Below are 25,230 nucleotides of genomic sequence, written 5' to 3' on the forward strand. Positions count from 1 at the left end.
GCAGACCATGGTTCCAGGGATCACCCGCCGGGGTGTGCTGCTCGCTGGCGCATTGCTTGCTGCGCCCGCTATCGCGCGTGGCCAAGGTACGCGGGCGCTCCGCTTCGGCCATGTCCAGCCGCCCGAGGGCGAGATCAACCGCGGTATCCTCCGCACCGCGGAGCTGCTGAAGGAACGCTCCGGCGGCCGGCTGCGGATCGATAACTTCCCCTCCTCCCAGCTCGGTGGCGAGCGGGACATGCTGAGCCAGGTCTCCTCCGGCACGCTTGACCTCTGCATCACTGGCCCGGGCGTGCTCGGCTCCTGGGTGCGCCCGCTCTCCATCCTGGAGAGCCCTTTCCTCACCCGCGACTTTGCCCAGTTGCAGCGGATGTTCGAGCATCCGGCCGTGCAGTCCATGCGCCGCCAGCTCGCCGAGCAACGCAGCATGCGGGTGCTCGCGCCCTGGTATTACGGCACCCGCCAGCTGACGACGCGCGACCGCCCCGTCCGCCTGCCGGAAGACCTGAAGGGCCTCAAGATCCGCGTCCCCGAGGCGCCGCTCTTCCTCGACATGATGCGCACCTTGGGCGCCGCGCCGACGCCCATGTCGCTCGGTGAGGTCTATCTCTCGCTGCAGACCGGCGTCATCGACGGGCAGGAGAACCCCCTGCCGACCATCGCGGCGAACAAATTCATGGAAGTCCAGAAATACGTGAATCTGACGGGGCATATCCTCGTTCCGCTGGTTCCGGTGCTGAGCGAGCGGAGCTGGACCGCCCTGCCGCCCGCCGACCGTGACCTTCTGGTCGCCGCGCTGGATGAGGGCGGCGCCCTCGGCGGCCAGCTGACGCGGGACAGCGAGCAGCGCCTGCGCGGCGAATTCGAGGCCCGCGGCGCGGTCTTCGTCGACAGCGACCGCGCCGCCTTCCAGCGCGCTCTCGGCCCCATGTACGCCCGCTACGAGGAGGTCTGGGGTCGCGGCGTCCATGCCGCACTGCAGGCGCTGTGAGGCTGCTGCGCCGGGCCGATGAAGCCCTGTCCGTCCTGCTCGGCGTCGCCCTCTTCGCCGTGCTGATCTGGCAGGTGGTGACGCGCTACCTGCTCGGCGACCCGAGCGCCTATACCGAGGAAGCCGCGCGCTACCTCTATGTCGGCGTCGTCTTCTTCGGCGCCGCGGCGGCGGTCGGCGACCGCAGCCATATTGGCATGCCCTTCCTGGTGGAGCGCCTCCCGCCCGGCCCGCGCCTCGCCGTCTCGCTCGTCACCCAGGCGCTGACGCTCGCCTTCTGCGTCGCCATCATCCTCTGGGGCTGGCGCGCTGCCGCCCGAGAATGGGACCTTCCGAGCATGGCCATGGAAATCCCGACCGGCCTGGTGCTGGCCATCATCCCCGCGGCCGCCGCCATCATGGCCGTGCGGACTCTGGCCTGCATGGCCGAGGACATCCGCGCCTTCCGCCACGGCGAGGTGCTGACCGCCTCCGCCGCCAGGGATTTCTGAAGGATGCTCGGCTTCTTCGGCGCCTGGCTTGGGCTGGTGGTGCTGGCCCAGCCCGTCGCCTTCGCCCTCGGCGTCGTCGCCGTCGGCTGGCTGATGCTGGAAGGCGCGCCGATGATCACCGCGCCGCAGCGCCTCATGGCCGGGGCTGACAATTTCGCGCTGCTCGCCGTGCCCTTCTTCGTCCTCGCCGGCAATCTGATGAACACTTCGGGCGTCACGGACCGCATCTACGGCTTCGCCTCCGCCATGGTCGGGCATTTTCGCGGCGGGCTGGGGCATGTGAACATCCTTGGCTCCGTCATCTTCTCCGGCATGTCGGGCAGCGCCGTCGCCGATGCCGGCGGGCTCGGCGCGCTTGAGATCAAGGCCATGGTGAAGGAGGGCTACCGGCCCGAATTCGCCGGTGCCCTGACAGCGGCCTCCTGCGTCGTTGGGCCGATCATCCCACCCTCCATCCCGCTCGTGCTCTATGCGGTGATCTCGAACACCTCGATTGGCCGTCTTTTCCTCGGCGGCATTATCCCCGGCCTCGTCATCGGCGCGGCGCTGATGGCCTATGTCTGGTACGTGGCGGGGAAGGAGGGCTTCCCCCGTGGCCGCCGCCACACATGGGCCGAGCGCGGCCAGGCCGCCGCCCGCGCCTTCCTGCCGCTGCTGACGCCGGGCATCATTCTCGGCGGTATGTTCGGTGGCATCTTCACCGCGACCGAGGCCGCGGCCGTCGCCGCCCTTTACGCGCTGCTGCTCGGCACCGTGGTCTACCGGGAGCTTGGCTGGCGCCAACTGGTCCAGGTCTTTCGGGAGAGCATGAACACCACCGCGACCGTTGCCTTCATCGTCTGCGCAGCGACCCTTTTCAACTGGGTCCTGGCCCGTGAGAGGGTGCCGCAGCAGGTGGCGGAGCTGCTGCTCGGCGTCACCGATGACCCGATGCTGATGCTGCTGCTGATCAACCTGCTGCTCTTCTTCCTCGGCATGTTCATGGAGGCGTTGGCCATCATGGTGCTGACCGTGCCCGTGCTGATGCCGGTGGTGACCCAGCTCGGCATCGACCCGGTGCATTTCGGCATGGTGATTACCCTCAACCTGATGCTCGGCCTGCTGCATCCGCCGATGGGCATTGGCCTCTTCGTCGTGGCGAAGGTCGGCAACATCCCTTATGGCAAGCTGGCCTGGGCGACGCTGCCCTTCTTCATCCCGCTGATCGGTGCCCTCATCCTGCTGACCGTCTTTCCGCAGATCACCCTGGTGCTTCCGAACCTGGTCTACGGCTCCTAGACTGGCCCTCCGGCAGGCAACCCGGAGGAGGGGGCGGATGGCTGACTTCGATCTCGTGGTGCGCGGCGGGCAGGTAGCCAGCGGCTTTGGCACCATGCGCTGCGATATCGGCATCCGCGCCGGCCGTATCGTGGCGCTCGCCGATAGGATCGCGGATGGCGCGGCGACGCTCGATGCCGGCGGTCTGCTGGTCCTGCCCGGCGGCGTCGATAGCCATTGCCACATCGAGGAGCCGGCCCGCGGCGGCTATGTCGGCACCGGCGGCGACCTCGCGGTGACGGTGAACGAGGAGAGCTTTCGCACCGCCAGCACCTCGGCCTTCGCCGGCGGCACCACCAGCGTCGTCTGCTTCGTGCCCCAGTGGAAGGGCGAGGGCATCCTCCCCCGCATCGCCGATTACGAGCAGCGGGCGGCGAAGGGCATGCTCGACTACAGCTTCCACCAGATCATCAGCGACCCGACCGACGAGGTGCTGGAGCGCGAGGTGCCGCAGATCGTCGCCAAGGGTATCCGCAGCCTGAAGGTCTTCCTCACCTACGAGCCGCTGCACCTGAGCGACGAGCAATTCCTCAAGGTGCTGGTGACGGCACGGCGCCATGGCTGCCTCGTCACCGTGCATTGCGAGAACTACGCCGCCATTAAGTGGCGCACGGAGATGCTGCTCCGCGCCGGCATGACCGCGCCGAAATACCATGCCTGGTCGCGCCCCATCGTCGTCGAGCGCGAGGCGACGCACCGCGCCATCGCCCTCGCCGAGCTCGTCGACCAGCCGATCCAGGTCTTCCATGTGAGCTGCGCCGAGGCGGCGGAGGAGATCGCCCGCGCCCAGCATCGCGGCCTCAAGGTCTGGGGCGAGACCTGCCCACAATACCTGACGCTGACCGCCGCCGACATGGACCGCCCCGGCTTCGAGGGCGCCGCCTACATGTGCTCGCCGAGCCCGCGCATGATGGAGGAGCAGGGGCGCGTCTGGGAGATGATCCGCCGCGGCACGCTCGATGTCGTCTCCTCCGACCATTGCGGCTTCTCGATGGGCGGCAAGGCAGGCAAGGCGGCGAATGGCCGCGACGCCCCCTTCCGCGACATCCCGAACGGCATCCCGGGCCTCGCCGCCCGGCTGCCGATCCTGTTCAGCGAGGGGGTCTCGAAAGGCCGCATCACCCTCGACCACTTCGTCCGGCTGACGGCGACCAACCCGGCCCGGCTGATGGGCCTCGCCCCGCGCAAGGGCGTCATCGCCATTGGCGCCGATGCCGACCTCGCCTTGTGGGATCCAGCGAAAAAGGCCGTCATTAAGAATCCGTTGATGCAACATGCCATCGACTACACCCCATACGAAGGGCTGGAAGTCACCGGCTGGCCGGTGACGACGATCCGGCGGGGGGAGGTCGTGATGCGCGACGGTGTGGTGCAGGCCGAGCCAGGCAGCGGGCAGTTCCTGCCCCGCGGCGCCTACGACTTCATCGCCCCACGCGGAGTCGTGGCGGACGGCTTCGATGCCGCGCCCCCACTGTCATGATCCCCGCCGAGCCCGACTACACTGCCTACAACGCAGCCGATGAGCCCTGGCGCATTGCCCGCCTCATCCGCACCGACGGTCGCGTCCGCGAGCTGCTGCGGATGCTGACGACGGAAACCCCTGTCGGCGTCGGCAGCGAGGGCGAGCGCATCTGGGCCGCCCATGTCATCCGCCTGCACGACGAGCGCGGCCGGCTGGAGGCGCATTGCAGCGCCGCCCTCGGTGCCTCCGGCTGGCTGCCGGTCATTGCCCTGGCGCTGGCTCGCGCCTGGGACGGCGAGGACGAGCAGGAACTCGTCTTCCTCATAGAGGGTGAGACTATTCCCTGGCCGCTGGACTCGATCCTGCTGGAGCCCTGAGCGTCAACCATCCTCCACCGCCGGCCGCCCGGTGACGAAGCGCCAATGATGCCAGAGCAGCCGCGCCGCCAGCGACCGCCAGGGCGCCCAGCCTTCGGCCAGGACGGCGAGCGCCTTCGGCCCTGGCCGCGCCGGCAGGCCAAGCAGATGCGCCGCGCTCGCCGCCAGCGCCAGGTCGCCAGAGGGGAAGATGTCCGGCCTCTGCTCGGCGAAGAGCAGATGGACCTCCGCCGTCCAAGGGCCGAGGCCCTTCACCGCGGCGATATGCGCGATCGCCTCCGCATTTCCCATGCCTGGCAGGGCGGTGAAGTCGAGCCGGCCGTCGAGGCAGGCCATGGCCAGCGAGCGGGCATGTGCCGCCTTGGGGCGGGAGAGGCCGGCAATGCCGCAGAGCGTCGCATCGTCCATAGCCAGCAGCCCGGCGGGATCAAGGGCGCTGGGCAGGGTGGAGAGGCGGCGCCAGATGGCGGATGCGGCCTGGTTGCTGATTTGCTGGCCGCAGATAGCGCGCAGCAAGCCTGGGAAGCCGGGTTGCCGCGTCCGCCAGGGGAGCGGCCCGGCCGCCGCCTCGATCGCACCGAGGCGCGGATCGGCGGCGGCCAGCGCCGCAAGCCCCTCCCTGGCCCAGGGGGGTGGGCGAGGGAAAGGCGGCGAGGATGGGGAGGAGGGAGAGGCCATCCCCGCCGCCTATAGCCCATCGGCGACCGGGATGGGGAAGCGGCCGCCTTGGGTGCCCTGAAGCTGCGCCCCGGATGTCGCGGCCAGAAGGCCCCGGGCGTGCCGAATTGCAACGGCCTGCAACACCGGCGGCTTCGGCAACCTGGCGCAACAACATCCCGAGCGGAATGGCGCGGGGCGCGCTATGTTACAATCACCATGGAACCCCAGCCTCACATCCTGGTCGTCGATGACGACCGCGAGATTCGTGACCTCCTCTCGAAATTCCTCGAGCGCCAGGGCATGCGCGTCGCTGCCGCCCGGGACGCGAAGGAGGCGCGGCGGCTCTGGCCGCTCGGCCGCTACCACCTAGTGGTGCTCGACCTCATGCTGCCGGGCGAGAGCGGGCTCGACTTCGCCAAATGGCTCCGCAGCCAGGGCGATGTGCCGATCGTCATGCTGACCGCCATGGCCGACGAGACGGACCGCATCGTCGGCCTCGAGCTCGGCGCCGACGACTATCTCAGCAAACCCTTCAACCCGCGGGAGCTGCTGGCGCGGGTGCGGGCGGTGCTGCGCCGCGCCTCGGGCGAGGCGGGGGCGCCGAAGGAGCCGCCGGCCAAGGCCGTCCGCTTCGGCGGCTGGACGCTGGAGCCGGCGCGGCGCCGCCTGCTCAACCCCGACGGCGCCGAGGTGCCGCTGACGGGTGGCGAGTACGAGCTGCTGCAGGTGCTGGTGGAGCGGCCGAACCGCGTCCTCACCCGGGACATGCTGATGGATCTGCTGCGCGGCCGCCAGGCAGGACCCTTCGACCGGGCGATCGACGTCGCCGTCTCCCGGCTGCGGCGGAAGCTTGAGGATGACGGGCGCAACCCGAGCCTCATCAAGACGGTGCGCGGCGGCGGCTATGTGCTGGCGGCGACGGTGGAGCGCAGTTGAAGTCCTGGCGCGTCTGGCCCCAGAGCCTCGCCGGGCGGACGGCGCTCGTCCTGCTGCTGGCGCTCACCGCTGTCCAGGCGGCGGGGTTGACCATCCATGCGCTCGACCGCGTGGATCTCCAGCGCTTCGCCCAGGCGCGGGAGATCTCGGCCCGCGCCATCAGCGCCTGGCGCACCGTCAACCTTGCGCCGGCCGACCGGCGCGCGCAGATGTTGGCCGAGCTGGAACTGCCGCAGGGCCTCGATGCTACGCTCGACGGGCGGCCGATCGCCCGGCTCGACCAGCCGCCGATCCCGCCGCCGATCGCGCGGATGCTGCGGCTGGACCTGCTCGGCAGCGGGCCACCGCGCTTCCGGCCGCGCGAGGTGTTGACCTCTTGGGGCGAGCGGAGCCCGGTCTTCTTCGTCAGCCTGCGGCTGCCGAGCGGAGAGTGGCTGAACCTCCGCATCAGCCTGCCGCCACCGCGGCCCTGGCATTCGGAAACCTTCCTCATCGCCTTCTTCGCCATGACGCTGGCGGCCGGGCTGCTGATCAACTGGGCGGTGCGGCGGCTGACGCGGCCGGTGCGGCTCCTGGCCGAGGCGGCGGAGCGGCTGGGGCGCGACGTTAACGCCCCGCCCATGCCGGAGCGCGGGCCGACCGAGGTGGCCAAGGCGGCGCATGCCTTCAACACCATGGCAGAGCGCATCCGTCGCTTCGTCGGCGACCGGACGCAGATGTTGGCCGCCATCGGCCACGACCTGAGGACGCCGATCACCCGGCTGCGGCTACGCGCCGAGTTCATGGATGACGACGAGCAGCGGCGGAAGATGCTAGCCGATCTCGACGAGATGGAGGCGATGGTGGCGGCGACGCTGGCCTTCGCCCGCGACGATTCGGCAGGCGAGCCGACGGTCGCCCTCGACCTCGCCGCGCTCTGCCGCACCGTGCTGGACGAGGCGGCCGATGCGCGGCCCGACCTCGCCGATGCGATCGGCTACAAGGGGCCGGAGCGGCTGGTGGTGCAGGCGCGGCCGGTGGCGCTGAAACGGGCGCTCGCCAACCTGGTCGGCAATGCGCTGCTTTATGGCGGCGCAGCCCGGCTGGTGCTGACGGCGCCCGAGGCACCGGGCGGCGAGCCGGTGCGGCTGGCGGTGGAGGATGAGGGGCCAGGTATCCCGGTCGATCAGCTTGAGGCGGTGTTCCAGCCCTTCCGCCGGCTGGAGGCGAGCCGGAACCGGGAGACGGGCGGGACGGGGCTCGGCCTGCCGATCGCGCGGAACATCTTCCGGGCGCATGGCGGCGATGTCGTGCTGCGCAACCGGGAGGCGGGCGGGTTGGTGGCGCTGGCGACGCTGCCGGGGTGAGGGCGGTTCGGCAGGTTTCGGACAAATCCGGATCCGGTGGGGCAGGTGCTGAACCATCCGTTGCCAATCAATGGGTCGGCGCCCGATGACATGGTTTGGCAGGTTTTGGACAAACTGCCCCGGTGGGCGGACGCGAGCGTACGGGGCGGATGGAGTTGTCAAAGAGCAAGGAATTTGATCCTATATGACCCGGTGCGGAAAAGCGAGGATGGCGGGAAACCGGCGGCCCGCCCGCGCGTCGGCTGCGCATGGAGGATGATGCCGCGCCGCCCATGGTGGAGCTGATCGAGGGGCGCCTCGAACGGCTCGGCCTGACCCCGGAGGAGGCGAGCCGAGCCGCTGGCCTGCCGCCCGATTTCCTCGACCGGCTGCGCGAGGGGCGCGTGCCGGTGCCGCGCGGCGAGCGGCTGCGGCGGCTGGCCGAGGCACTCTCCACCTCCGTCTCCTATCTCGTTGGGCTCGACCCGGACGTGCCCCCGCCGGCGGAGTGGCTGGAGGAGGAGCAGGGCTCGCTAGGCCTGCTCGCCGGCGACGAGGAGGGACTGTTGCGGGCCTACCGGAAGCTGGAATTCAGCGCCAAGGCGGCGGTACTGCTGGTGGTGCGGCGGATGGCCGGGCCCGAGGAGGCGCCGGATGCGGTGCCGGCGAAGCAGGTCCGGCCCAGCCGAAGCCGTTCATGATGCGCGGGGGCTGTCCTTCTATTCGATGCGGATTCCGGCCTGGCGGATGAGGGCGCCATAGCGCTCGGCATCGCGGTTCAGCAGGGCGGCGGCTTCGGCGCTGGTGCCGCCGCCGGGGATGAAGCCGGCCTCGCGGATGCGCGGCCGCAGCACCGGGTCGGCGAGGGCAGTGCCGAGGGCGGCGGCCCAGCGGTCGCGGATCGGCACCGGCAGCCCGGCGGGGCCCATCAGCATGTACCAGACATTGGCGTCGAAGCCGGGGAAGCCGCTCTCGGCGACGGTCGGCAGATCGGGCAGCCAGTCGATGCGCTCGGGCATGGTCGTGGCCAGCGCCCGGACCCGCTCGCCGCGGATATGCGGCAGGTAGGTCGGGAAGGTATCGATGGCGAGGTCGATGCGCCCGGCGAGGATCTCGTTCACGGCTTGGCCGGTGCCGCGGAAGGGAACATGCGTCATCCGGATGCCGGCCGCCATGGAGAGCAACTCGGCCGCGAGGTGCTGCTGGGTGGCGACGCCGGAAGAGGAGTAGTTCAGCCCGCCGGGATTCTCGCGGGCACGGGCGATGAAACCGGCTAGGTCGCGGGCGGGCGAGGCGAGCGGCACCACGGCGACCAGCGGGACGGTGGCGGCGAGGGCGATGGCCGTCTGATCGCGGTGGATGTCAAAGGGCGGCGGCGTCATCTGGGGCGGGACGACGGCGGAGGCGCTGACGGTGCTCATCAGCACGGTATGGCCGTCCGGCGCGGCGCGGCTGTTGACCTGGGCGGCAATGGTGCCGCTGGCGCCCGGGCGGTTCTCCACGGCGATGGGGACGCCAAGGGACTGTTGAAGGGCGGGGGCGACGAGACGGGCGATGATGTCCGTGCCGCCGCCGGGGGCGAAGCCGACCAGCAAGGTGACGGGGCGGCTCGGCTGCCAGTCGGACTGAGCACGGGCGAGGGCGGGCAGGACGAGGGGAGCGGCCAGCAGACTGCGGCGGCTGGGCATGGCGGTTTCCTCCGGGCTTTTGCCGATGGATACCGCAGCCGGTGGAAGCTGGATATGGCAAGGGCCGGCCCCCTCGCGGAGGCCGGCCCCTGTGCCGTCAGGCGAGGCGGGCGATCAGCCGCCGCCGCCGCTCTGCGGGTTGTTGCTGGTGCCGCCGCCGCCTGGGCCGGAGCCGGGACGGATGGCGCCGCCCGGGGTCAGCGGGCTGCCGCCGGTGCCGGCGCCGAGGCCGGGCGGGTTGGCCATGCCCGGAGGCGGCGCGCCGCGGCCGCTCGGCATGACGCCGCGATCGGCATTGCCGGGCGCGCCGGTGCCGGCGGTGACGCCGCCGCCGGGCTGCGGCAGGGTGCCGGGGGCATTCGGCACGGCATTCGGACTGGTGGTGCTGGTCTGGGCCTGGGCGTCGACCATGCCGACCGTGGCCAGGCCGGCCAGGGCGGCGGTGATGATGGCGATGCGTCGCATGGGGCTTTCCCTTCTTGTGACGTGTGTGTCACGGAGAGAGCGCAACTGCGGCGTCTCGGTTCATTTCACGGTGACGATATACGAAGCTTAGGTTCCGCTCCAGGCGGCGGGACGCCGTGCGAGGAAGCTTTCGACGCCCTCGTGGAAGTCGCGGCTGGTGAAGCACATCGTCACCAGATCGTCGCCATCGACCTGGCGGGCGGCAAGGCGAAGGCGGCGCATCGCCTCCTTGGTGGCGCGCAGCGTCAGCGGGGCATGACCGGCGATGGTGCGGGCGAGGGCCTCGGCGCGGGACTGGAGCGCGGCGTGATCGGGGAGGACCTCGGAGACGAGGCCGATCGCGCGCGCCTCCTCCGCCTCGACCAGGCGGGCGGTGTAGATGAGGTCGAGCACGCGGGCCGGGCCGATCAGCGCGGCAAGGCGGCCGTAATTCGCCATCGACAGGCAATTGCCGAGCGTCTTGGCGATGGGGAAGCCGATGCGGGCACTGGCGGCCGCAATGCGGAGGTCGCAGACCGCGGCGATGGCGGCGCCGCCTCCGGTCGCGGCGCCGGCGATGGCGGCGATGGTGGGCTTCGGGCATTCCTCCAGGGCGACGAGGACGCGGTCGATGCGCTCCTCGTAGGCGAGGGCGTCCTCGGGCGTCCGGAACTCCTTGAACTGGGAGATGTCGGTGCCGGCGGCGAAGGCCTTCTCGCCGGCGCCGGTGATGACGATGGCCTTGAGGTCGGCATCGTCGGAGGCGCCGAGGGCGATCTCGCGCAGCCGCTCGTACATCGGGAAGGTCAGGGCGTTGCGGGCCTGCGGGCGGTTCAGCGTAACGAAGCCGATGCCGTCGCGGCGCTCGTAGAGCAGTTCATCCATGGACTTGCCTCCCCGGGGGTTCGGGGCAAGGCTAGCCGCATCAGGAGGAGCCTCCAACCATGCTGCCGCTTGCGCGCTTCACCGTGCTCGACCTCACCCGCGTCCGTTCCGGCCCCACCTGCGTGCGCCAGCTGGCCGACTGGGGGGCGAATGTCATCAAGATCGAGGCGCCGGACGAGATCGACACCGGCAAGGGTATGGGCGGGGAGCGGCATGGGCCGGACTTCCAGCATGTCCATCGCAACAAGCGCGGCGTCACGATCAACCTGAAAAATCCGGACGGGCTGGCGCTGTTCAAGCGGATGGTCGGGAAGGCGGATGTCGTCGTCGAGAATTACCGGCCGGATGTGAAGGACCGGCTCGGCATCGGGTACGAGGCGCTGGCGGCGGTCAATCCGCGCATCGTGCTGGGCTCCATCAGCGGCTTCGGGCAGACCGGGCCTTATGCGCGGCGGCCGGGCTTCGACCAGATCGCGCAGGGCATGGGCGGGCTGATGAGCGTAACCGGCCTGCCGGGACAGGGGCCGGTGCGCGTCGGCATCCCCGTGGCCGACCTGACGGCGGGGCTCTACACGGCGATCGGCATCCTGGTGGCGCTGCTGGAGCGGGAGCAAACAGGCCGTGGGCGCTGGGTGCATACCAGCCTGCTCGAGGCCATGGTCGCCATGATGGACTTCCAGGCGACGCGCTGGACGATGAAGCAGGAGGTGCCGCAGCAGGCCGGCAACGACCATCCGACGACGGTGCCTACGGGGCTGTTCCATACCAAGGACGGCATGATCAACCTGGCCGGGGGCGGGCAGGAGATGTGGCGGCGGATCGTCGAGACGCTCGGCATCGAAGAGGAGGCGAAGGACCCGGATTTCGCCACCGACAAGTCGCGGGCGGCCAACCGCGCGAAGACGAATGCGCTGCTGCAGAAGCCGTTGCTGGAGGACACCAGCGCGAACTGGATCGAGCGGCTGAACAGAGCGGGCGTGCCGAGCGGGCCGGTCTATGCGATGGATCAGGTCTTCGCGGATCCGCAGGTGAAGCATCTCGGCATCGAATGGGCGGTGCAGCACCCAACGCTCGGTGAACTCAAGCTGGTCCGGGCGCCGATGAATCTCGACGGCGTGGAACCGCCGCGCCAGCCGACGCCGGAACGGGGCGAGCATACGGCCGAGGTGCTGGCCGAGTTCGGCATCGGCGAGGCGGAGCTTGCGTCGCTGCGCGGGAAGGGCGCGGTCTGATGCGCATCGCCTCCGTCCGCGAGACTGTGGCGCCGATCAGCAGCGCCATCGCCAATGCCTATATCGACTTCTCCAAGATGACGGCCTCCGTGGTCGCCGTCACGGTGGAGGATGGCAACGGCCGCAGCGCCACCGGCTACGGCTTCAACAGCAACGGGCGCTATGCCCAGCAGGGGCTGCTGCGGGAGCGCTTCATCCCCCGCCTGCTGGAGGCGCCGGAGGCGACGCTGATCCATGCCGATGGCGGGCTGGAACCGGCGGGCGCCTGGGCGGCGATGATGCGGAACGAGAAGCCGGGCGGGCATGGCGACCGCAGCGTCGCGGTCGGCACGCTCGACATGGCGCTGTGGGATGCCGCCGCCAAGCTGCGCGGCGTGCCGCTCTGGCGGCTGCTGGCGGACCGCTATCGCGGCGGCGAGGCGGATGAGAGCGCCTGGATCTACGCGGCCGGCGGCTACTACTACCCGGGCAAGGGCGAGGCGGCGCTGGTCGAGGAGATGCAACGCTATCTCGATCTCGGCTACAGCGTGGTGAAGATGAAGATCGGCGGCGCGCCGGGGACGCCGCTGCGGGATGCGCTGAAGGAGGATATAGGCCGCATCGAGGCGGTGCTGAAGCTGCTCGGCGGCGATGGCTCGCGGCTCTGCGTCGACGTCAACGGGCGCTTCGGCCTGCATGCGGCGCTGGCCTATGGCGCGGCGCTCGAGCCCTATCGGTTGCGTTGGTACGAGGAGCCGCTCGACCCGCTGGACTACGCGACGCATGCGACGCTGGCCGAGCATTACCGCGGCCCGATCGCTACCGGCGAGAACCTGTTCTCGATGCAGGATGCGCGGAATCTCATCCGCCATGGCGGCCTCCGCCCCGACCGCGACGTGCTGCAATTCGACCCGGTGCTGTCCTACGGGCTGGTCGAGTATCTGCGGACGCTGGCGATGCTGCAGGAGCACGGCTGGTCGGCGCGGCGCTGCGTGCCGCATGGCGGGCACCAATTCGCGCTGAACATCGCCATCGGCCTCGGGCTCGGGGGCAATGAGAGCTATCCGGAGGTCTTCGCGCCCTTTGGCGGCTTCGCGGACAGCACGCCGGTCAAGGACAGCCGCATCCGCATGCCGGAGGTGCCGGGAATCGGCTTCGAGGCGAAGGCGGCGTTGTGGGAGGTGATGCGGGGGCTTTGAGCCCCCGCTACCGCCGGCTGAGGTCGACGAGGCCGGCGAAGCCTTCCTCGGTACCGAAGGCAAGCATGGAGCCGGCGGCGTTCCAGCCGAGGGCGGAGATGCCGCCGCGGCCGGGCGGGGCCACCGGCACCACCTTGCCCGAGGCGATCTCGGCGATGAGGACCAACCCGTCGGCGAAGCCGGCCGCCACGACTTCATGCTGGGGATGGCAGGCGACGGCGCTGCACAGCACGCCATCGCCGCCGGCCAGTTCGGTCGGGGCCTTGCCCATCGGGCCGCCGCCGAAGAAAGGCCAGATGACGACGCTGTCGGCGCCGCTCGTCGCCAGCCAGCGGCCGCGGGCGGTGAAGCTGAGGAAGCGGGTCTTCGAGGGGTAGCCGGACATCCGCATGTGCTGGCTGTCGGTCAGGCGCCAGCCATGCAGCGCATTCTCCTGCATCGCCGTCACGACATGCGAGCCGTCCGGGCTGAAGGCGATGGCGGCGTGGCTGCCTTTCCACTCCAGCACGCGCGGCTTGTCCTCCTTCGCCGCGACGAACCAGAGGGAGGCGCCGTTGTAGTGGCTGGCGGCGACGCGTTTGCCCTTGGCGTCGAAGGCGATGCCGCCGACGGAGCTCGGGTGGGCGAGCGTCTTCAGTTTCTCGCCCTTGGCATCGAAGAGATGCAGCTGCTTGCCGACCGAGGCGGCACGGAGGCCGCTTTCATGCGCGGCGACATGCTCCACCCATTTCATCGCGCCGAGCCTGGCGATCTCCGCCATCGCGCCGGCGGCATCGGTGCGGACCAGCCGGCCGTCGTCGCCGCCCGTAAGGAAGCCGTCCTTGGCATCCGCCACGAGCGAGAGCACGGCGCCGTCATGCGCCTCCGCCGTCAGCCAGTCGGCGCCGCCGGGCGGGGAGATGCGCAGGGTGCCGTCGCCGAGGCCGAAGCCGCAGGCGCCGCCGCGGTCGAAGGCGAGGCCTACGACCCAGGCGCCGAGCTCCTGCGACCGGCCGCGGGCCGAGAGCAGGAAGTCGGCGTCATTGGTCTCGCTCATACCGGGCTCCAGCGGGCGACCTCGGCCTCGACCTTCGCGCCATCCTCGACCTGGCAAGCTTCGAAGCCGCGGCGGAGCACCGGGCGGCTCAGGTCGCGGCCGATGAAGACGATCTTGGAGCGGCGCGGGTCGCCCTCCTTCACCTGGCCGATATAGTCGCCGTCGGCGATCATGTGCACGGCCTGGAAGGCGAAGCGGCGATCCTCGCCGGCATAGTAGAGGATGCCCTTGGTGCGCAGCAGGTCCTGGCCCTTCTGGGCGAGGAGCTGGGTGATCCAGGCGTTGAAGCGCTCCGGGTCGATCGGCCGGGATACCTCGAAAGAGACGGAGTTCACCGCCGAGTCATGCTCGTGCTCGTCCTCGCCCGAGAGGAATTCCGGCTCGCGCTCCAGGATGCGGGCGAGGTTGAAGGCGTCGCGCCCGATCACGCTGTCGATCGGCACGTCGGACTTGGTGCTGCGGCGGATCTCGGCATAGGGGTTGATGGCGCGGATGCGACGCTCGACCTCGGCGGCCTCGGCCTCGCTCACCAGGTCCATCTTGTTGAGAACGACGATGTCGGCGAAGGCAATCTGCTCCGCCGCCTCGTGGCTGTCCTCCAGCCGGGCGGGCAGGTGCTTGGCGTCGACGACGGTGACGATGGCGTCGAGCCGGGTCGCGCGCTTCACGTCCTCATCGGCGAAGAAGGTCTGGGCGACGGGGGCCGGGTTGGCGAGGCCGGTGGTCTCGACGATGATGCCGTCGAACTTGCCGCGGCGCTTCATCAGCCCGTTGATGATGCGGATCAGGTCGCCGCGGACGGTGCAGCAGATGCAGCCGTTGTTCATCTCGAACACTTCCTCGTCGGTATCGACGACGAGGTCGTTGTCCACGCCGAGCTCGCCGAACTCGTTGATGACCACGGCGAATTTCCGGCCATGGTTCTCGCTGAGGATGCGGTTCAGCAGGGTGGTCTTGCCGGCGCCGAGATAGCCGGTCAGCACGGTGACGGGGACGGGTGAGGCGTCGCTCATGGGAGGCTCCGCGAGAAGGTGAGGGTCTTGGCCGGGGAATATGGGACGGCCAGGGGCGGAGGGCAAAGGGTGGGCTGGTACGGCTCAGCTCCGGCGGAGCGCCATCTTGGCCGCGACGGCGGCGGAGACCAGGGGCTGCAGCAGCACGGGGCGGCGGTCGGGCTCGGCCTCGACGGCGCGGGCGGCGGCGGCGGCGGCGATGGCGCCGACCGAGGCGAAGATTTCCGCGGCCCGGGCGGCGGCGGCCTGGACATCGGGCAGGGCCGGCAGGCCCCGGATATCGGCGATGCAGGCGGCGGCCTCGTCGAGCGCGGCCTCGTCGCGGGCGCGGCGGGCCTCGGGGCCGAGTTCCTCCAGCAGGGCGGCGCGGCGGGCGGCATCCAGCGGCTCGGCCGGGCTATGGGCGACGACGAGGCGGCGGAGGGCGGCCTCCAGCACCTCGGCGGGGACGGGGCGGGAGACCATGGCGTCGAAGCCGGCTTCGAGGCAGGCGGTCTCCAGCCGCGGCTCGCGCTCGCCGGCGAGGGCGACGACCAGCAGGCGGGAGATGGGCGGGGGCCAGCCGCGCAGGCGCTTCACCGCCTCGAGGCGGCGGGCGCCGGGGCAGGCGAGGTCCTGCACCATGGCATCGATCGGGATGCGGCTGACGATGCCCATCGCCTCGGCCCAGTCCGCGGCGAGGAGGCAGCGGTGCCCGGCCTCCTCCAGTCCCTCACGGAGCTGGGCGGTATCGGCCGCCGCAGTGCCGGCGAGCAGGATGGTCAGTGGCCGGACCCGCGGGTCGCCTGCGCGGGCACGGCCGAAATCGACCAGGACCGCGGCCGAGAGCAGCGGGAAGCCGGGGCCGGCCATGGCGCTAGGCGGCCTCGGCCCTGATCGCCTCGGCCAGGGTGCCGTAGAGGCGGTCGACATGCGGCTTCTCGATGATGAGCGGGGGCGAGAGGGCGACGATGTCGCCGGTGACGCGCACCAGCACGCCCGCATCGAAGCAGCGGCGGAAGACGGCGGTGCCGCGGGCGCCGGGCTTGCCAGGGCGCGGCGCCAGCTCGATGCCGGCGATCAGGCCGAAGTCGCGGATGTCGGTGACGTTCGGCAGGCCCTTCAGGCTATGGGTCGCCTCCTGCCAGAGCGGCTCGATGGCGCGCGCCCGGCCGGGGAGATCCTCGGCGCGGTGCAGCTCCATCGTGGCGATGGCGGCAGCGGCGGCCAGCGGGTGGCCGGAATAGGTGTAGCCGTGGAAGAGCTCGATCCCGGCCGCGGCGGCGTCCACTACCGCGTCATAGATGCCGTTCTTCACCGCGACGGCACCCATCGGCACCGCGGCGTTGGTGAGGCCCTTCGCCATGGTGATGATGTCGGGCGTGACGCCGAGCCGCTCGCTGCCGAAATTGGTGCCGATGCGACCGAAGCCGGTGATGACCTCGTCGAAGATCAGCAGGATGCCATGCTTGTCGCAGATGGCGCGCAGCCGCTCGAGATAGCCCTTCGGCGGGACCAGTACGCCGGTGGAGCCGGCGACGGGCTCGACCATGACGGCGGCGATGGTCTCGGCGCCGTGCAGGGCGACCAGGGCCTCCAGCGCATCGGCCCGCTCCACGCCATGCTCGGGCAGGCCACGGGCGAAGAGGTTGGCCTCGATGCCATGGGTGTGGGGAAGGTGGTCGACATAGGGCAGCAGGGCGCCGAACTGCTTGCGGTTGCCGCCGATGCCGCCGACCGACATGCCGCCGAAGCCGACGCCATGGTAGCCGCGCTCCCGCCCGATCAGCCGCACGCGGCTGCTCTCGCCGCGGGCCTTGTGGTAGGCCAGCGCGATCTTGAGGGCGGTATCGGCGCTCTCCGAGCCGCTATTGGTGAAAAAGACGCGGTCCATGCCGTCCGGCGTCAGCTCGGCGATGCGGGCGGCGGCCTCGAAGGCGATGGGGTGGCCGAGCTGGAAGGTGGGCGCGTAGTCTAGGATGGCGGCCTGCTGCTGGATCGCCTCCTTGATCTCGCGGCGGCCATGGCCGGCATTGCAGCACCAGAGCCCGGCGGTACCGTCGAGGATCTCCTGCCCGTCGGCCGTCGTGTAGAACATGCCCTCGGCCCGGGCGAGTAGGCGCGGGTTGGACTTGAAGTAGCGGTTGTCCGAGAAGGGCATCCAATAGGCGTCCAGATTGTTGGGACGCGGCACGTTGATCTCGTTCATCGGGCGGGCTCCGGGCACGGCTCTCCTATGCTAGGCTCGGGGCGAGAGGAGCGGAAGCCATGGATGGCAGCCTGCACGACCGGGATTTCTTCACCTGGACCCAGGAACAGGCGGCGGCGTTGCGCCGGCTGGCGGCGGCGCGGCCGAACCTGCTGGAAGGGCTCGACCTGCCCAACCTGATCGAGGAGGTGGAGGATTTGGGCAGCGAGCAGGTCGACAAGGTGCGGAGCCACCTGCATCAGATGCTGAAGCATCTTCTGCTGGTGGCGGCGATGCCGGATGACCTGGCGGTGCGGCACTGGAGGGGCGAGATCGTCACCTTCCGGCGCGGCGCCATCCGCCCCTACCGGCCCTCGATGCGGCGGCTGGTGGCGCCGGAGCTGAAGGGCGAATGGCAGGCAGCCCACGCCGCCGCCGCCGAGAAGCTCGGCCATCCGCTGCCTGGCCTGCCGGAGGCCTGCCCCTTTACCCTCGACGAATTGCTGGACGAGGCGCTGCCCATCGACGTGCTCCTCGCCCGCCTGACCGCGAAGGACTGACCCATGCCCGAAGGCCGCCTCGTCATCGGCAGCAAGCGCTATTCCTCCTGGAGCCTGCGCGGCTGGCTTGCCGTGCAGCTCGCCGGGCTGGATGTGGAGGAGGTGTTGATCGCCCTCGAGGCGGCGCCCTCGGCCGCGATCCAGGCGGCGACGCCGACCGGCCTCGTGCCCTATCTGGAGCATCGCGGGGCGAAGGTCTGGGAAAGCATCGCCATCGCCGAATACTGCGCCGAGCAGGCGCCGGGGCTCTGGCCGGAGGACCGGGTGTTGCGGGCGCATATGCGCGCCATCGCGGCCGAGATGCATGCGGGCTTCCGCGGGGTGCGGCAGGCGATGCCGATGAATCTCGGGCGGGACTTCGCCGGCGGCGGGCGGACGGCGGAGGCGCTGGCGGATATCGCGCGGATCGAGGCGGTCTGGCGGGAGGCGCGGGCGCTCTCCGGCGGGCCCTTCCTCGGCGGCGCGGATTTCGGCCTGGTGGATGCGATGTATGCGCCGGTGGTGACGCGCTTCATCACCTGGCGGCCGGAGCTCCGGGCCGAGTCCTGGGACTATGTCGAAGCGGTCAGGGCGCATCCGCTGGTGGAGCGGTGGTATGCCGAGGCGGCGGCCGAGCCGGAAGCCTGGCAGCTCGACAAGTACGAGAACCCGCCGCACGCGCCCCACCCGTGACCTCGCCGATCGGGCGGAGCCTTAGGACCTATTACGCGCCGGGGCGGGCGGCGGCGCTCGATGGCTTCCACCGGCGATTCCTTGGGCCGGGGGAGCTTGGCTTCGATATCGGCGCGCATGTCGGCGACCGGGTGGCAAGCTTCCGGCGCCTCGGCGCACGGGCTGTCGCGGTGGAGCCGCAGCCGAGGCTCGCTCGGCTGCTGCGGCTGCTCTTCGGGCGGGATGCGGGCGTCGCACGCGTCGCGGCGCTGGTAGGGGCGGCGGAGGGGGAGGCGGTGCTGCGGCTCAACCGCGCCAACCCGACCGTCGCCACGGCGAGCGAGGAGTTCATCGCCGCCGCCGATGGCGCGCCGGGCTGGGAAGGGCAGCGCTGGGATGCGGCGCTCCGCCTGCCGGTGACGACGCTCGATGCACTCATTGCCGCGCATGGCCGGCCGGATTTCGTCAAGGTCGATGTCGAGGGCTATGAGGCGGCGGCGCTGGCAGGGCTCTCCGTCGCGCCGCGCAGCCTCTCCTTCGAGTTCACCACTATCCAGCGCGGGGTGGCGCTGGGCTGCCTCGACCGGCTGGCGGCGCTCGGCTACCGCCGGTTCAATGCCTGCCTCGGCGAGAGCATGCGCTTCACCCATGCGGCGCCCATTGCCGTGGAGGCGATGGGCGAATATCTCCGCGGCCTGCCCGACGAGGCGAACAGCGGCGATGTCTATGTCAGCCTGGAGCCCACGCGCCTCATAGGTTGAGACGGGGATAAGGAAGACGGCGACGAGCGTCAGATGCACGGCGCCCTCGAGCGTCGTCGTCCGCAGGCGGGAGAAGGTGAGGGCGGAGAGGATCCGCGTCGGCATCAGCAGCACCAAGCCGGTCGGTGACAGGCACAGCACCACGGGGCTGGCCGGTGGCGAGGCCGATGACCATCGCCGCCGGCACGGTCAGCCCAAGGGGCGAGGTGACGGCGCCGTGGCAGAGATTGACCGCATGGGGCAGGTGGTTGGAGGCAATGGCGCGCAGCGCCGAGATACCCTCCCGCGTGAAGACGATTATGGCGATCAGCACGCTGGCGAGGCGCCGAGCACGGAAATGGCGTGGTCGAGTAGCTCGGCCATCAGCGTGCCGTAGGGCTCGCCAAGGCGGTGCGCCAATTCCTCCGCCTCATGCATCACGCTGAAGGCGAGCCAGATGATGATGCTGAGCAGCTAGCTGAAGAACAGCCCGGCCAGCAGCGGATCGGCCAGATCGCCGAGCCAGGCGGCACCGCAGAATTCGAGGGCGGCGACGCTGCCCCAACCGGTCGGGAGGCGGAGCATCATCATGCCTCGCCGCCATAGACCCGGGTGAGCGCGGCGTCATAGCCGGCGAGCGGGCGCGGGCGGCGCATCCCGCCGAGAGGCGCTAGCCCGGCGAGCGCCATGGCGAGGCGCACGGCCGCCTGGGTGCCGTCGACCAGCGGCACCGGCACATGCGGCTGCAGGACCGGGGCGAGGCCGGCCAGCGGACCGCCGGCGAGAATTACCACCTCGGCGCCATCCTGCTCCACAGCCTGGCGGCAGAGATCCACCAGCAGGTAGCGGCGCTCCTCCGCGACACGGCCGGGATCGCCGGCGAAGGGTGGGCCCATGCGGAAGCCGCAGCAGCGGGCGCGGAGGCCATGGTGGTCGAGGCAGTCCTCGAACATCGGGCGGAGCGCGGCGGTGAAGCTCACTACGGCGAAGCGGCGGCCCAGCATGGCGGCGGCGTGGAAGGCGGCCTCGGAGATGCCGAGGACCGGCACGTCGAGCAGCTCCTTCGCCGCATCGAGGCCGGGATCGCCGAAGCAGGCGATGATGGCCGCGTCATAGGTTCCGCGCCGGGCGGCCAGGGCGGCGAGGGTCGCCGGGCCGGCGACGAGCCAATCCGCCCTCGTCACGATGAGCGGCAGGCCGAAGGGCGCGGAAACCGCCTCGATCAGGGTACCGGGCGGCGCCACCGCCCGGGCCGCCGCGGCGATCCGGGTGGTGACGCTCTCGGTGGTATTACTGTTGACGATCAGAAGTCGGGCCATGCGGGGGAGCATAACCCGATCGGCGTCAACTCCGACGAATCGGACCCACGGCCAGCCAGCCGGTGCCGACCGGCATGGCGGTGAGCGGCGTCGCGGCGCAGGTATAGAAGGCCTGGCTGAGGCTCGGTGCCGGCTCCGCCGCCGGGGCGGAGTTGGCCTCGGCCTGCTGGCGCCGGTGCCGCCGGGAGGCCTGCTGGCGCTGCCGTTGCACCGACACCCGGCCGAGAAGGCTGGCCGAGCTGGGGACGGCGCCGCAGCCGAGGCTCGGCGATACCAGGGAGGGGGCCTGTATGTCGGGCGGCGCTGCGTCGCCTGTGGTGGGGTAGGCCAGTCCGGCCGCGAGGAGGACCAGGGGGAGGGCCTTTCGCAGCATAGCAAGGCGTTTAAGTTCCATGGGTTGGGGGCTCCCATTGCCCGCCCGTCTCAACGACAGCGGCCATATCCCCGGAACGTCGATATCTCTCCCCTGTTCCATCCCGTATCGGTGTAGTGCGCTCGCGACTGGCCAGGGAACCGATGCCGGTCCCGGCTCTTATCGGGTCCGTCGCGGCTGTGTCGGCCGCGTCAAGTGGCGAGGCCATTCCGGCCGCGCCCGGCTGCGAGGGGACCGAGGGGCGATGGCACCACCGACTGACGATGACGAGGTCGATCTGGGCATCAGCCTGGAAACCGTGGCCACGGTCGTCGACCATGCGCGCGCTCTGCAGGGCACCGAGGAAGGCGACCCGGAGCAACTGTCTGAGGATGACGACAGCGAGGCGGCGCTGTTGCAGGAAGACCCGGACGACATGACCGAGGAGACACTGGTCGCCTTCATCGACGGGCTAAATCAGGACGAGCAGGCAGCCCTCATCGCCCTGGCCTGGGTCGGGCGCGGCGATTACGGTCCGGAGGATTGGGAGGAGGCGGTACGCCTCGCCAATGAACGGAACGAGCAGATGGCGGCGGGTGCCTACCTCATCCAGATGGACATGCTGGGCGACCTGCTGGCCGAGGGCGTCGCGGCCTTCGGCCTCTCCATCGAGGATGTGGAACGGTAGTCAGCCTTTGGACGGCACGGGCAATGCTGCGATCTCGCGGATCAGCTTCCGCTTCACTGCATTGCCGAAGCTCTGGAAATCCTCGGCGACGATGACGAATGCGCCGGGGCCGCCGATGACGTTCTCGCGGTAGTAATCGTCGAGCGGCACCGGGGGCATGCGGCCGAAGGTCGGCCGGTCATTGACGATGGGCAGGCCGTTGATGGTGATCCCCTCGGCCACCACCCGGTCGCGCGCCAGGTCGACCGGACCGCCGCTGTTGTTCACCCCGTCGCCGGAAACGTCGATCACCCGCCGCGTCGCCTCAAGGGGGGCGTCGTTCAGCACCTTGAGCGAGAAGTCGAGCGCGCCGGAGATCGAAGTCCAGGAGAGCGAGGCGCGCGGCGCCTCGGCAAGGCGCTCGGACCAGGCTTGGGCATCGCCGGCGCCGGCGATGCGGGTCCAGGGCAGCACCAGGCGCTGGTACTCGGCACCGGCCCATTCGACATAGGCAAGGCCGATGGCGCCCATCATGCCGCCGCGGATCGCTTCCACCACCACCGGGTCGGCGACGGCATTGCGGTAGCCCTCGCGCTGAAGCCCGGCCTCGTCCTCATCGACCGAGCGCGAGACATCGACGGCGAGGACGAGCAGCACATCCACCGGGTCGCCTTCGGCGCGGGCGAGGGTGGGTGCGAGAAGCGTGGACGCCTGGGCGGTCGCGGCCAGAAGGGCACGGCGACCGAGCCGGGGGGAGATGGAGCACGGCACGACCGTCGCCTCCTTGACGCTGGACCGTCATGGAAGCGCGGGCGCGGGCGACGGTTCAAGCAGGAACCGCCGGGGAAACGATCATAGCACGGCGATCACCGCGGCGGCGACGCGGGCGACATCCTCCTCGGTGAGGTAGGGATGCATGGGCAGGGAGAGCACCTGGTCGCAGAGCCGTTCGCTGACCGGCAGCGGCGGCGGGCCGCCGGCGATACCCCTGGCATGAGCGGCAGCATAGGCCGGCTGGTGGTGCAGCGGCTTCGGGTAGTAGATGGCCGAGGGGATCCCGGCGGCCTTCATGCTCTCCTGCACGCGGGCGCGGGCCTCGGCGTCGGGCAGGACCACCGTGTAGATGCCCCAGGCGCTGCTTGCGCCTTCCGGCACCCGCGGGGTGCGGACGCGGCCGGCGAGATGCGCCTCGTACCAGGCGGCGGCCTGGGCGCGGGCCTTCAGCTCGCCCTCCAGCAGGGGTAGCTTCGCCAGCAGGATGGCGGCCTGGATGGAATCGAGCCGCCCGTTCATGCCGGTGCGCTGCACTTCGTAGCGGGTCTTGCCCTCGCCATGGGTGCGGAGCGAGCGGTAGAGCTCCGCCCGGCCGGCATCGTTGGTGAGGATGGCGCCGCCATCGCCATAACAGCCGAGGGTCTTGGTTGGGTAGAAGCTGAGCGCCGCGGCATCGGCATGCGTGCCGAGCCGGCGGTTGCCGAGCGCGCCGCCGAAGGCCTGAGCGGCGTCGTCGAGGGCGAACATGCCGTGCTTCGCGCAGAGCGCCTCGATGGCCGGCCAATCGGCCGGCAGGCCATAGAGGTCGACGCCGACGACGGCGCGGGGGCGGAGCCGGCCCTCCCTCTGCACCAGGGCAAGGCGGCGCTCCAGGTCGGCGAGGTCGATGTTGAAGCTGCCCTCCTCGACATCGACGAAGACCGGCGTGGCGCCGAGCACCAGCGGCACCTCGGCGGTCGCGGTATAGGTGAAGGCAGGCAGGAAGACGGCATCGCCCGGCCCAATGCCCTCGGCCATCATGGCGATCTGCAGGGCATCCGTGCCGGAGGAGACGCCGACCGCATGCTTCGCCCCGGCGAAGGCGGCGAGCCCGGCCTCGACCTGGTCCACCTCGGGGCCCTGGATGAAGCGGCCGTGGTCCAGGATGCGGGCGATGCCGGCATCGATCTCGGCCCGGATCAGCGCCTGCTGGGCCTTCATGTCGAAGAAGGCGATGGGGCGGGGTGCGGCTGTGCTCATGGCGGGGGATTAGACCGGCCGGGCGGGGCAGACAAATCAAGGCGCGTATCGAAGCGCAACATCGCCCGTGGGCGTGGGTTCTGGTCCCGCCGGGCGTAGCAACAGGGCCACCACCGGCCAGGCCGGACCACATCCGGGAAAGCCCGCCCGGGCCGAGGAGAGCGCGTGAGCACCCGAACCCGCACCGATGCCGCCGTGGCCGAACCCGTGCCCGAGGCCGCCGTGCCGCGCCCAGCGGCGCGGCTGCGCATCGTCCTCGCTGGGGCGTTGCTGGCGATGATGCTGGCGGCGCTCGACCAGAACATCGTCAACACCGCCCTGCCGCGCATGGTCGGCGAACTTGGGGGGATGGCGCATCTGTCCTGGGTGGTCACGGCCTTCATGCTGACCTCGACCACGACGACGCCGCTCTACGGCAAGCTGTCCGACCTCTATGGCCGGCGGCGGCTGTTCTTCGTCGCCATCTCGCTCTTCCTCGCCGGGTCCCTGCTCTGCGGGGCGGCGCAGTCGATGGGGCAGCTGATCGGCTTCCGGGCGCTGCAGGGGCTTGGGGCGGGCGGGCTGCTGGTGCTGGCCCAGGCGGTGATCGGCGACGTGGTTTCGCCCCGGCAAAGGCCGCGCTATCAGGGGCTGTTCACCGGAACCTTCGCGCTGGCGAGCGTTGCCGGGCCGCTGCTTGGCGGCGTTATCACCTCGGCGCTGTCCTGGCGCTGGGTCTTCTACGTGAACTTGCCGATCGGGCTGCTGGCGATGGTGATGATCGCCATCGGGCTGCGGCGGGCGCCGCCGGGGCCGGCGCGGCGGATCGACTATCCGGGCGCGGTGCTTCTGGCCGGGGCGACGACCGCGCTCCTGCTGCTGCTGGCCTGGGGCGGCACCGAATTCCCATGGGCATCGGCCGACAGCCTGGCGCTGGCGCTCGGGACGATAGGGTTGATCGGCCTCTTCCTCTGGTGGGAGCTGAGGGCGCCGGAGCCGCTGATCCGTCTCGCCCTGTTCCGCAACGCCGTCTTCGCCCGCGGCGTGGCGGTGGGCGGGATGATGACCTTCGCCATGCTCGGCTCCACCGTTTTCCTGCCGCTCTACTTCCAGCTTGTCCTCGGGATGAGCCCGGCCGTCGCGGGCATGATGATGCTGCCGCAGGTGGTGGGCATGCTGCTGAGCTCGGTGATCGGCGGGCGGATCGTATCGCGGCTCGGGCGGAACAAGCCTTTCCTGCTGGCCGCGCTCGCGCTGGAGGCGGCGGCGCTGGCGAGCCTCGCACTCTTCGCCTGGATCGCGGCGGGGCCGGGGGCCTTCCTCATCTCCATGGGGGCGCTCGGCCTCGGCATGGGCATGGGCATGCCGAACCTGACGACGGCGGTGCAGAATGCCGTCGCGCACCGCGAACTCGGCGCGGCGACGGGGGCGATGGCCTTCGTCCGTTCGCTCGGCGCCGCGGTCGGAGTGGCGGCCTCGGGGACGATAATGACCTCGCGGCTCTCGGCGGCGCTGGCCGGGGTCGGCGGCGGGCTCGACCTTGACCGGCTCACCCAGCATGGGATCGAGGCGATGGCAGGGATGAGCCCGGCGCAGCAGGCGTTGGTCGGGGCCGCCTACCGCTCGGCGCTGACGGGTTGCTTCCTGCTCAGCGGCGTGGTGATGACGGCGGCCTTCCTGCTCGTCCTCGGCCTGCCGGAGCTGACGCTGCGCAACAGCCTCGGCGACGCGGACTGAGGCGAAGCCC

28 protein-coding genes are annotated in these 25,230 nt (G+C 70.7%); 15 read left to right on the top strand and 13 right to left on the bottom strand.

What is annotated here, in order from left to right; genetic code table 11:
• Positions 1-7: 7 nt before the first annotated feature.
• From EP26_RS03280 to EP26_RS03300, 5 genes are read left to right on the top strand one after another with little or no spacing between them, the layout of a single operon-like run.
• Complete coding sequence (locus tag EP26_RS03280) at positions 8-991, top strand: sialic acid TRAP transporter substrate-binding protein SiaP (protein WP_052388749.1); 984 nt, start codon at positions 8-10, stop codon at positions 989-991.
• Positions 988-1,482: a TRAP transporter small permease gene (locus EP26_RS03285; RefSeq protein WP_043335801.1), complete on the top strand. Its 495-nt coding sequence runs from the start codon at positions 988-990 to the stop codon at positions 1,480-1,482. The genes EP26_RS03280 and EP26_RS03285 overlap by 4 nt, the downstream gene beginning before the upstream one ends.
• Before the next feature lie 3 nt (positions 1,483-1,485).
• A complete protein-coding gene (locus tag EP26_RS03290) occupies positions 1,486-2,760 on the top strand; it encodes a TRAP transporter large permease (protein ID WP_043335804.1) in 1,275 nt (424 codons plus the stop codon).
• Positions 2,761-2,797: 37 nt separating this feature from the next.
• Positions 2,798-4,279, top strand: coding sequence for a dihydropyrimidinase (gene hydA / locus EP26_RS03295; protein ID WP_043335806.1), 1,482 nt, complete (start codon positions 2,798-2,800; stop codon positions 4,277-4,279).
• The gene (locus tag EP26_RS03300) at positions 4,276-4,638 is read left to right on the top strand and encodes a hypothetical protein (protein WP_043335808.1); all 363 of its coding nucleotides are present in this window, start codon (positions 4,276-4,278) and stop codon (positions 4,636-4,638) included. The genes hydA and EP26_RS03300 overlap by 4 nt, the downstream gene beginning before the upstream one ends.
• Positions 4,639-4,641: 3 nt before the next feature.
• Here EP26_RS03300 and EP26_RS03305 read toward each other — a convergent pair whose 3' ends face one another.
• Positions 4,642-5,316: a DNA-3-methyladenine glycosylase family protein gene (locus EP26_RS03305; protein ID WP_052388750.1), complete on the bottom strand. Its 675-nt coding sequence runs from the start codon at positions 5,314-5,316 to the stop codon at positions 4,642-4,644.
• Between the two features lie 198 nt (positions 5,317-5,514).
• Between EP26_RS03305 and EP26_RS03310 the strand changes: the two genes are divergently transcribed.
• From EP26_RS03310 to EP26_RS03320, 3 genes are all read left to right on the top strand, one after another.
• Positions 5,515-6,234 (top strand): response regulator, encoded by a 720-nt coding sequence (locus EP26_RS03310; RefSeq protein WP_043335810.1) that lies wholly within the window; start codon positions 5,515-5,517, stop codon positions 6,232-6,234.
• Entirely contained in the window at positions 6,231-7,580 is a 1,350-nt protein-coding gene (locus tag EP26_RS03315) for an ATP-binding protein (RefSeq protein ID WP_043335812.1), read from the top strand. Before EP26_RS03310 ends, EP26_RS03315 begins: the two co-directional genes overlap by 4 nt.
• Positions 7,581-7,828: 248 nt before the next feature.
• The gene (locus EP26_RS03320; protein ID WP_052388751.1) at positions 7,829-8,260 is read left to right on the top strand and encodes a helix-turn-helix domain-containing protein; all 432 of its coding nucleotides are present in this window, start codon (positions 7,829-7,831) and stop codon (positions 8,258-8,260) included.
• 18 nt (positions 8,261-8,278) lie between these two features.
• On the opposite strand, the gene EP26_RS03325 is transcribed toward EP26_RS03320, so the two are convergent.
• The 3 genes from EP26_RS03325 to EP26_RS03335 form a co-directional block, all read right to left on the bottom strand.
• On the bottom strand, positions 8,279-9,247 hold the full coding sequence (locus EP26_RS03325) for a Bug family tripartite tricarboxylate transporter substrate binding protein (protein ID WP_043335814.1): 969 nt from the start codon (positions 9,245-9,247) through the stop codon (positions 8,279-8,281).
• A 114-nt stretch (positions 9,248-9,361) separates the two neighbouring features.
• On the bottom strand, positions 9,362-9,712 hold the full coding sequence (locus tag EP26_RS36690) for a hypothetical protein (protein ID WP_052388752.1): 351 nt from the start codon (positions 9,710-9,712) through the stop codon (positions 9,362-9,364).
• 87 nt (positions 9,713-9,799) lie between these two features.
• Positions 9,800-10,576 (bottom strand): enoyl-CoA hydratase, encoded by a 777-nt coding sequence (locus EP26_RS03335; protein ID WP_043335818.1) that lies wholly within the window; start codon positions 10,574-10,576, stop codon positions 9,800-9,802.
• Positions 10,577-10,635: 59 nt separating this feature from the next.
• Between EP26_RS03335 and EP26_RS03340 the strand changes: the two genes are divergently transcribed.
• Positions 10,636-11,808 carry a CaiB/BaiF CoA transferase family protein gene (locus EP26_RS03340; RefSeq protein ID WP_043335821.1) on the top strand — a complete coding sequence of 391 codons (1,173 nt, stop codon included), beginning with the start codon at positions 10,636-10,638 and terminating at the stop codon, positions 11,806-11,808.
• Positions 11,808-12,986, top strand: coding sequence for a mandelate racemase/muconate lactonizing enzyme family protein (locus tag EP26_RS03345; RefSeq protein WP_043335823.1), 1,179 nt, complete (start codon positions 11,808-11,810; stop codon positions 12,984-12,986). The genes EP26_RS03340 and EP26_RS03345 overlap by 1 nt, the downstream gene beginning before the upstream one ends.
• 7 nt (positions 12,987-12,993) lie before the next feature.
• Here the strand turns inward: EP26_RS03345 and EP26_RS03350 are convergent, their stop codons facing one another.
• From EP26_RS03350 to EP26_RS03365, 4 genes are all read right to left on the bottom strand, one after another.
• Positions 12,994-14,022, bottom strand: a complete 1,029-nt coding sequence (locus EP26_RS03350) for a WD40 repeat domain-containing protein (RefSeq protein ID WP_043335826.1) — start codon at positions 14,020-14,022, stop codon at positions 12,994-12,996.
• On the bottom strand, positions 14,019-15,035 hold the full coding sequence (locus tag EP26_RS03355; protein WP_052388753.1) for a CobW family GTP-binding protein: 1,017 nt from the start codon (positions 15,033-15,035) through the stop codon (positions 14,019-14,021). The genes EP26_RS03350 and EP26_RS03355 overlap by 4 nt, the downstream gene beginning before the upstream one ends.
• 84 nt (positions 15,036-15,119) lie before the next feature.
• Positions 15,120-15,887, bottom strand: coding sequence for a response regulator (locus EP26_RS03360; RefSeq protein WP_043335827.1), 768 nt, complete (start codon positions 15,885-15,887; stop codon positions 15,120-15,122).
• Between the two features lie 4 nt (positions 15,888-15,891).
• On the bottom strand, positions 15,892-17,223 hold the full coding sequence (locus tag EP26_RS03365) for an aspartate aminotransferase family protein (protein ID WP_043335829.1): 1,332 nt from the start codon (positions 17,221-17,223) through the stop codon (positions 15,892-15,894).
• Positions 17,224-17,282: 59 nt separating this feature from the next.
• Here EP26_RS03365 and EP26_RS36695 point away from each other — a divergent pair, with 59 nt between their 5' ends.
• The 3 genes from EP26_RS36695 to EP26_RS36705 are packed head-to-tail and all read left to right on the top strand — an operon-like array spanning position 17,283 to position 19,174.
• Positions 17,283-17,762: a DUF29 domain-containing protein gene (locus EP26_RS36695; RefSeq protein WP_052388754.1), complete on the top strand. Its 480-nt coding sequence runs from the start codon at positions 17,283-17,285 to the stop codon at positions 17,760-17,762.
• Between the two features lie 3 nt (positions 17,763-17,765).
• The gene (locus EP26_RS36700) at positions 17,766-18,434 is read left to right on the top strand and encodes a glutathione S-transferase (RefSeq protein ID WP_043335832.1); all 669 of its coding nucleotides are present in this window, start codon (positions 17,766-17,768) and stop codon (positions 18,432-18,434) included.
• Positions 18,431-19,174: an FkbM family methyltransferase gene (locus tag EP26_RS36705; RefSeq protein WP_043335834.1), complete on the top strand. Its 744-nt coding sequence runs from the start codon at positions 18,431-18,433 to the stop codon at positions 19,172-19,174. The genes EP26_RS36700 and EP26_RS36705 overlap by 4 nt, the downstream gene beginning before the upstream one ends.
• On the opposite strand, the gene EP26_RS36710 is transcribed toward EP26_RS36705, so the two are convergent.
• The 3 genes from EP26_RS36710 to EP26_RS36170 form a co-directional block, all read right to left on the bottom strand.
• A complete protein-coding gene (locus tag EP26_RS36710; protein ID WP_211259363.1) occupies positions 19,164-19,487 on the bottom strand; it encodes a hypothetical protein in 324 nt (107 codons plus the stop codon). The two genes, EP26_RS36705 and EP26_RS36710, sit on opposite strands and share 11 nt — an antisense overlap.
• 253 nt (positions 19,488-19,740) lie before the next feature.
• On the bottom strand, positions 19,741-20,472 hold the full coding sequence (locus EP26_RS36165) for an aspartate/glutamate racemase family protein (protein WP_043336101.1): 732 nt from the start codon (positions 20,470-20,472) through the stop codon (positions 19,741-19,743).
• A 25-nt stretch (positions 20,473-20,497) separates the two neighbouring features.
• Positions 20,498-20,866, bottom strand: a complete 369-nt coding sequence (locus tag EP26_RS36170; RefSeq protein WP_169747358.1) for a hypothetical protein — start codon at positions 20,864-20,866, stop codon at positions 20,498-20,500.
• 223 nt (positions 20,867-21,089) lie between these two features.
• On the opposite strand from EP26_RS36170, the gene EP26_RS03405 reads away from it, so the two are divergent.
• Positions 21,090-21,512 carry a DUF3775 domain-containing protein gene (locus tag EP26_RS03405; protein ID WP_043335843.1) on the top strand — a complete coding sequence of 141 codons (423 nt, stop codon included), beginning with the start codon at positions 21,090-21,092 and terminating at the stop codon, positions 21,510-21,512.
• Here EP26_RS03405 and EP26_RS03410 read toward each other — a convergent pair whose 3' ends face one another.
• Together EP26_RS03410 and EP26_RS03415 are read right to left on the bottom strand one after the other, a co-directional pair.
• Positions 21,513-22,262, bottom strand: coding sequence for a DUF1194 domain-containing protein (locus EP26_RS03410; RefSeq protein WP_245624281.1), 750 nt, complete (start codon positions 22,260-22,262; stop codon positions 21,513-21,515). It lies immediately after the preceding gene.
• 81 nt (positions 22,263-22,343) lie between these two features.
• A complete protein-coding gene (locus EP26_RS03415; RefSeq protein ID WP_043335845.1) occupies positions 22,344-23,504 on the bottom strand; it encodes a DegT/DnrJ/EryC1/StrS family aminotransferase in 1,161 nt (386 codons plus the stop codon).
• 165 nt (positions 23,505-23,669) lie between these two features.
• Between EP26_RS03415 and EP26_RS03420 the strand changes: the two genes are divergently transcribed.
• Positions 23,670-25,220, top strand: coding sequence for a DHA2 family efflux MFS transporter permease subunit (locus EP26_RS03420; RefSeq protein WP_043335847.1), 1,551 nt, complete (start codon positions 23,670-23,672; stop codon positions 25,218-25,220).
• Positions 25,221-25,230 lie beyond the last annotated feature (10 nt).

Origin of the sequence: Belnapia moabensis DSM 16746, from assembly GCF_000745835.1 — a bacterium.
Classification (GTDB): domain Bacteria; phylum Pseudomonadota; class Alphaproteobacteria; order Acetobacterales; family Acetobacteraceae; genus Belnapia; species Belnapia moabensis.

Excerpts from the sequence above, each read along its gene's own strand:
- EP26_RS03280 (WP_052388749.1), top strand. The coding sequence starts at position 8 with ATGGTTCCAGGGATCACCCGCCGGGGTGTGCTGCTCGCTGGCGCATTG.
- EP26_RS03290 (WP_043335804.1), top strand. The coding sequence starts at position 1,486 with ATGCTCGGCTTCTTCGGCGCCTGGCTTGGGCTGGTGGTGCTGGCCCAG.
- hydA (WP_043335806.1), top strand. The coding sequence starts at position 2,798 with ATGGCTGACTTCGATCTCGTGGTGCGCGGCGGGCAGGTAGCCAGCGGC.
- EP26_RS03300 (WP_043335808.1), top strand. The coding sequence starts at position 4,276 with ATGATCCCCGCCGAGCCCGACTACACTGCCTACAACGCAGCCGATGAG.
- EP26_RS03305 (WP_052388750.1), bottom strand. The coding sequence starts at position 5,316 with ATGGCCTCTCCCTCCTCCCCATCCTCGCCGCCTTTCCCTCGCCCACCC.
- EP26_RS03310 (WP_043335810.1), top strand. The coding sequence starts at position 5,515 with ATGGAACCCCAGCCTCACATCCTGGTCGTCGATGACGACCGCGAGATT.
- EP26_RS03320 (WP_052388751.1), top strand. The coding sequence starts at position 7,829 with ATGGAGGATGATGCCGCGCCGCCCATGGTGGAGCTGATCGAGGGGCGC.
- EP26_RS03325 (WP_043335814.1), bottom strand. The coding sequence starts at position 9,247 with ATGCCCAGCCGCCGCAGTCTGCTGGCCGCTCCCCTCGTCCTGCCCGCC.
- EP26_RS36690 (WP_052388752.1), bottom strand. The coding sequence starts at position 9,712 with ATGCGACGCATCGCCATCATCACCGCCGCCCTGGCCGGCCTGGCCACG.
- EP26_RS03335 (WP_043335818.1), bottom strand. The coding sequence starts at position 10,576 with ATGGATGAACTGCTCTACGAGCGCCGCGACGGCATCGGCTTCGTTACG.
- EP26_RS03340 (WP_043335821.1), top strand. The coding sequence starts at position 10,636 with ATGCTGCCGCTTGCGCGCTTCACCGTGCTCGACCTCACCCGCGTCCGT.
- EP26_RS03345 (WP_043335823.1), top strand. The coding sequence starts at position 11,808 with ATGCGCATCGCCTCCGTCCGCGAGACTGTGGCGCCGATCAGCAGCGCC.
- EP26_RS03350 (WP_043335826.1), bottom strand. The coding sequence starts at position 14,022 with ATGAGCGAGACCAATGACGCCGACTTCCTGCTCTCGGCCCGCGGCCGG.
- EP26_RS03355 (WP_052388753.1), bottom strand. The coding sequence starts at position 15,035 with ATGAGCGACGCCTCACCCGTCCCCGTCACCGTGCTGACCGGCTATCTC.
- EP26_RS03360 (WP_043335827.1), bottom strand. The coding sequence starts at position 15,887 with ATGGCCGGCCCCGGCTTCCCGCTGCTCTCGGCCGCGGTCCTGGTCGAT.
- EP26_RS03365 (WP_043335829.1), bottom strand. The coding sequence starts at position 17,223 with ATGAACGAGATCAACGTGCCGCGTCCCAACAATCTGGACGCCTATTGG.
- EP26_RS36695 (WP_052388754.1), top strand. The coding sequence starts at position 17,283 with ATGGATGGCAGCCTGCACGACCGGGATTTCTTCACCTGGACCCAGGAA.
- EP26_RS36700 (WP_043335832.1), top strand. The coding sequence starts at position 17,766 with ATGCCCGAAGGCCGCCTCGTCATCGGCAGCAAGCGCTATTCCTCCTGG.
- EP26_RS36165 (WP_043336101.1), bottom strand. The coding sequence starts at position 20,472 with ATGGCCCGACTTCTGATCGTCAACAGTAATACCACCGAGAGCGTCACC.
- EP26_RS36170 (WP_169747358.1), bottom strand. The coding sequence starts at position 20,866 with ATGGAACTTAAACGCCTTGCTATGCTGCGAAAGGCCCTCCCCCTGGTC.
- EP26_RS03405 (WP_043335843.1), top strand. The coding sequence starts at position 21,090 with ATGGCACCACCGACTGACGATGACGAGGTCGATCTGGGCATCAGCCTG.
- EP26_RS03415 (WP_043335845.1), bottom strand. The coding sequence starts at position 23,504 with ATGAGCACAGCCGCACCCCGCCCCATCGCCTTCTTCGACATGAAGGCC.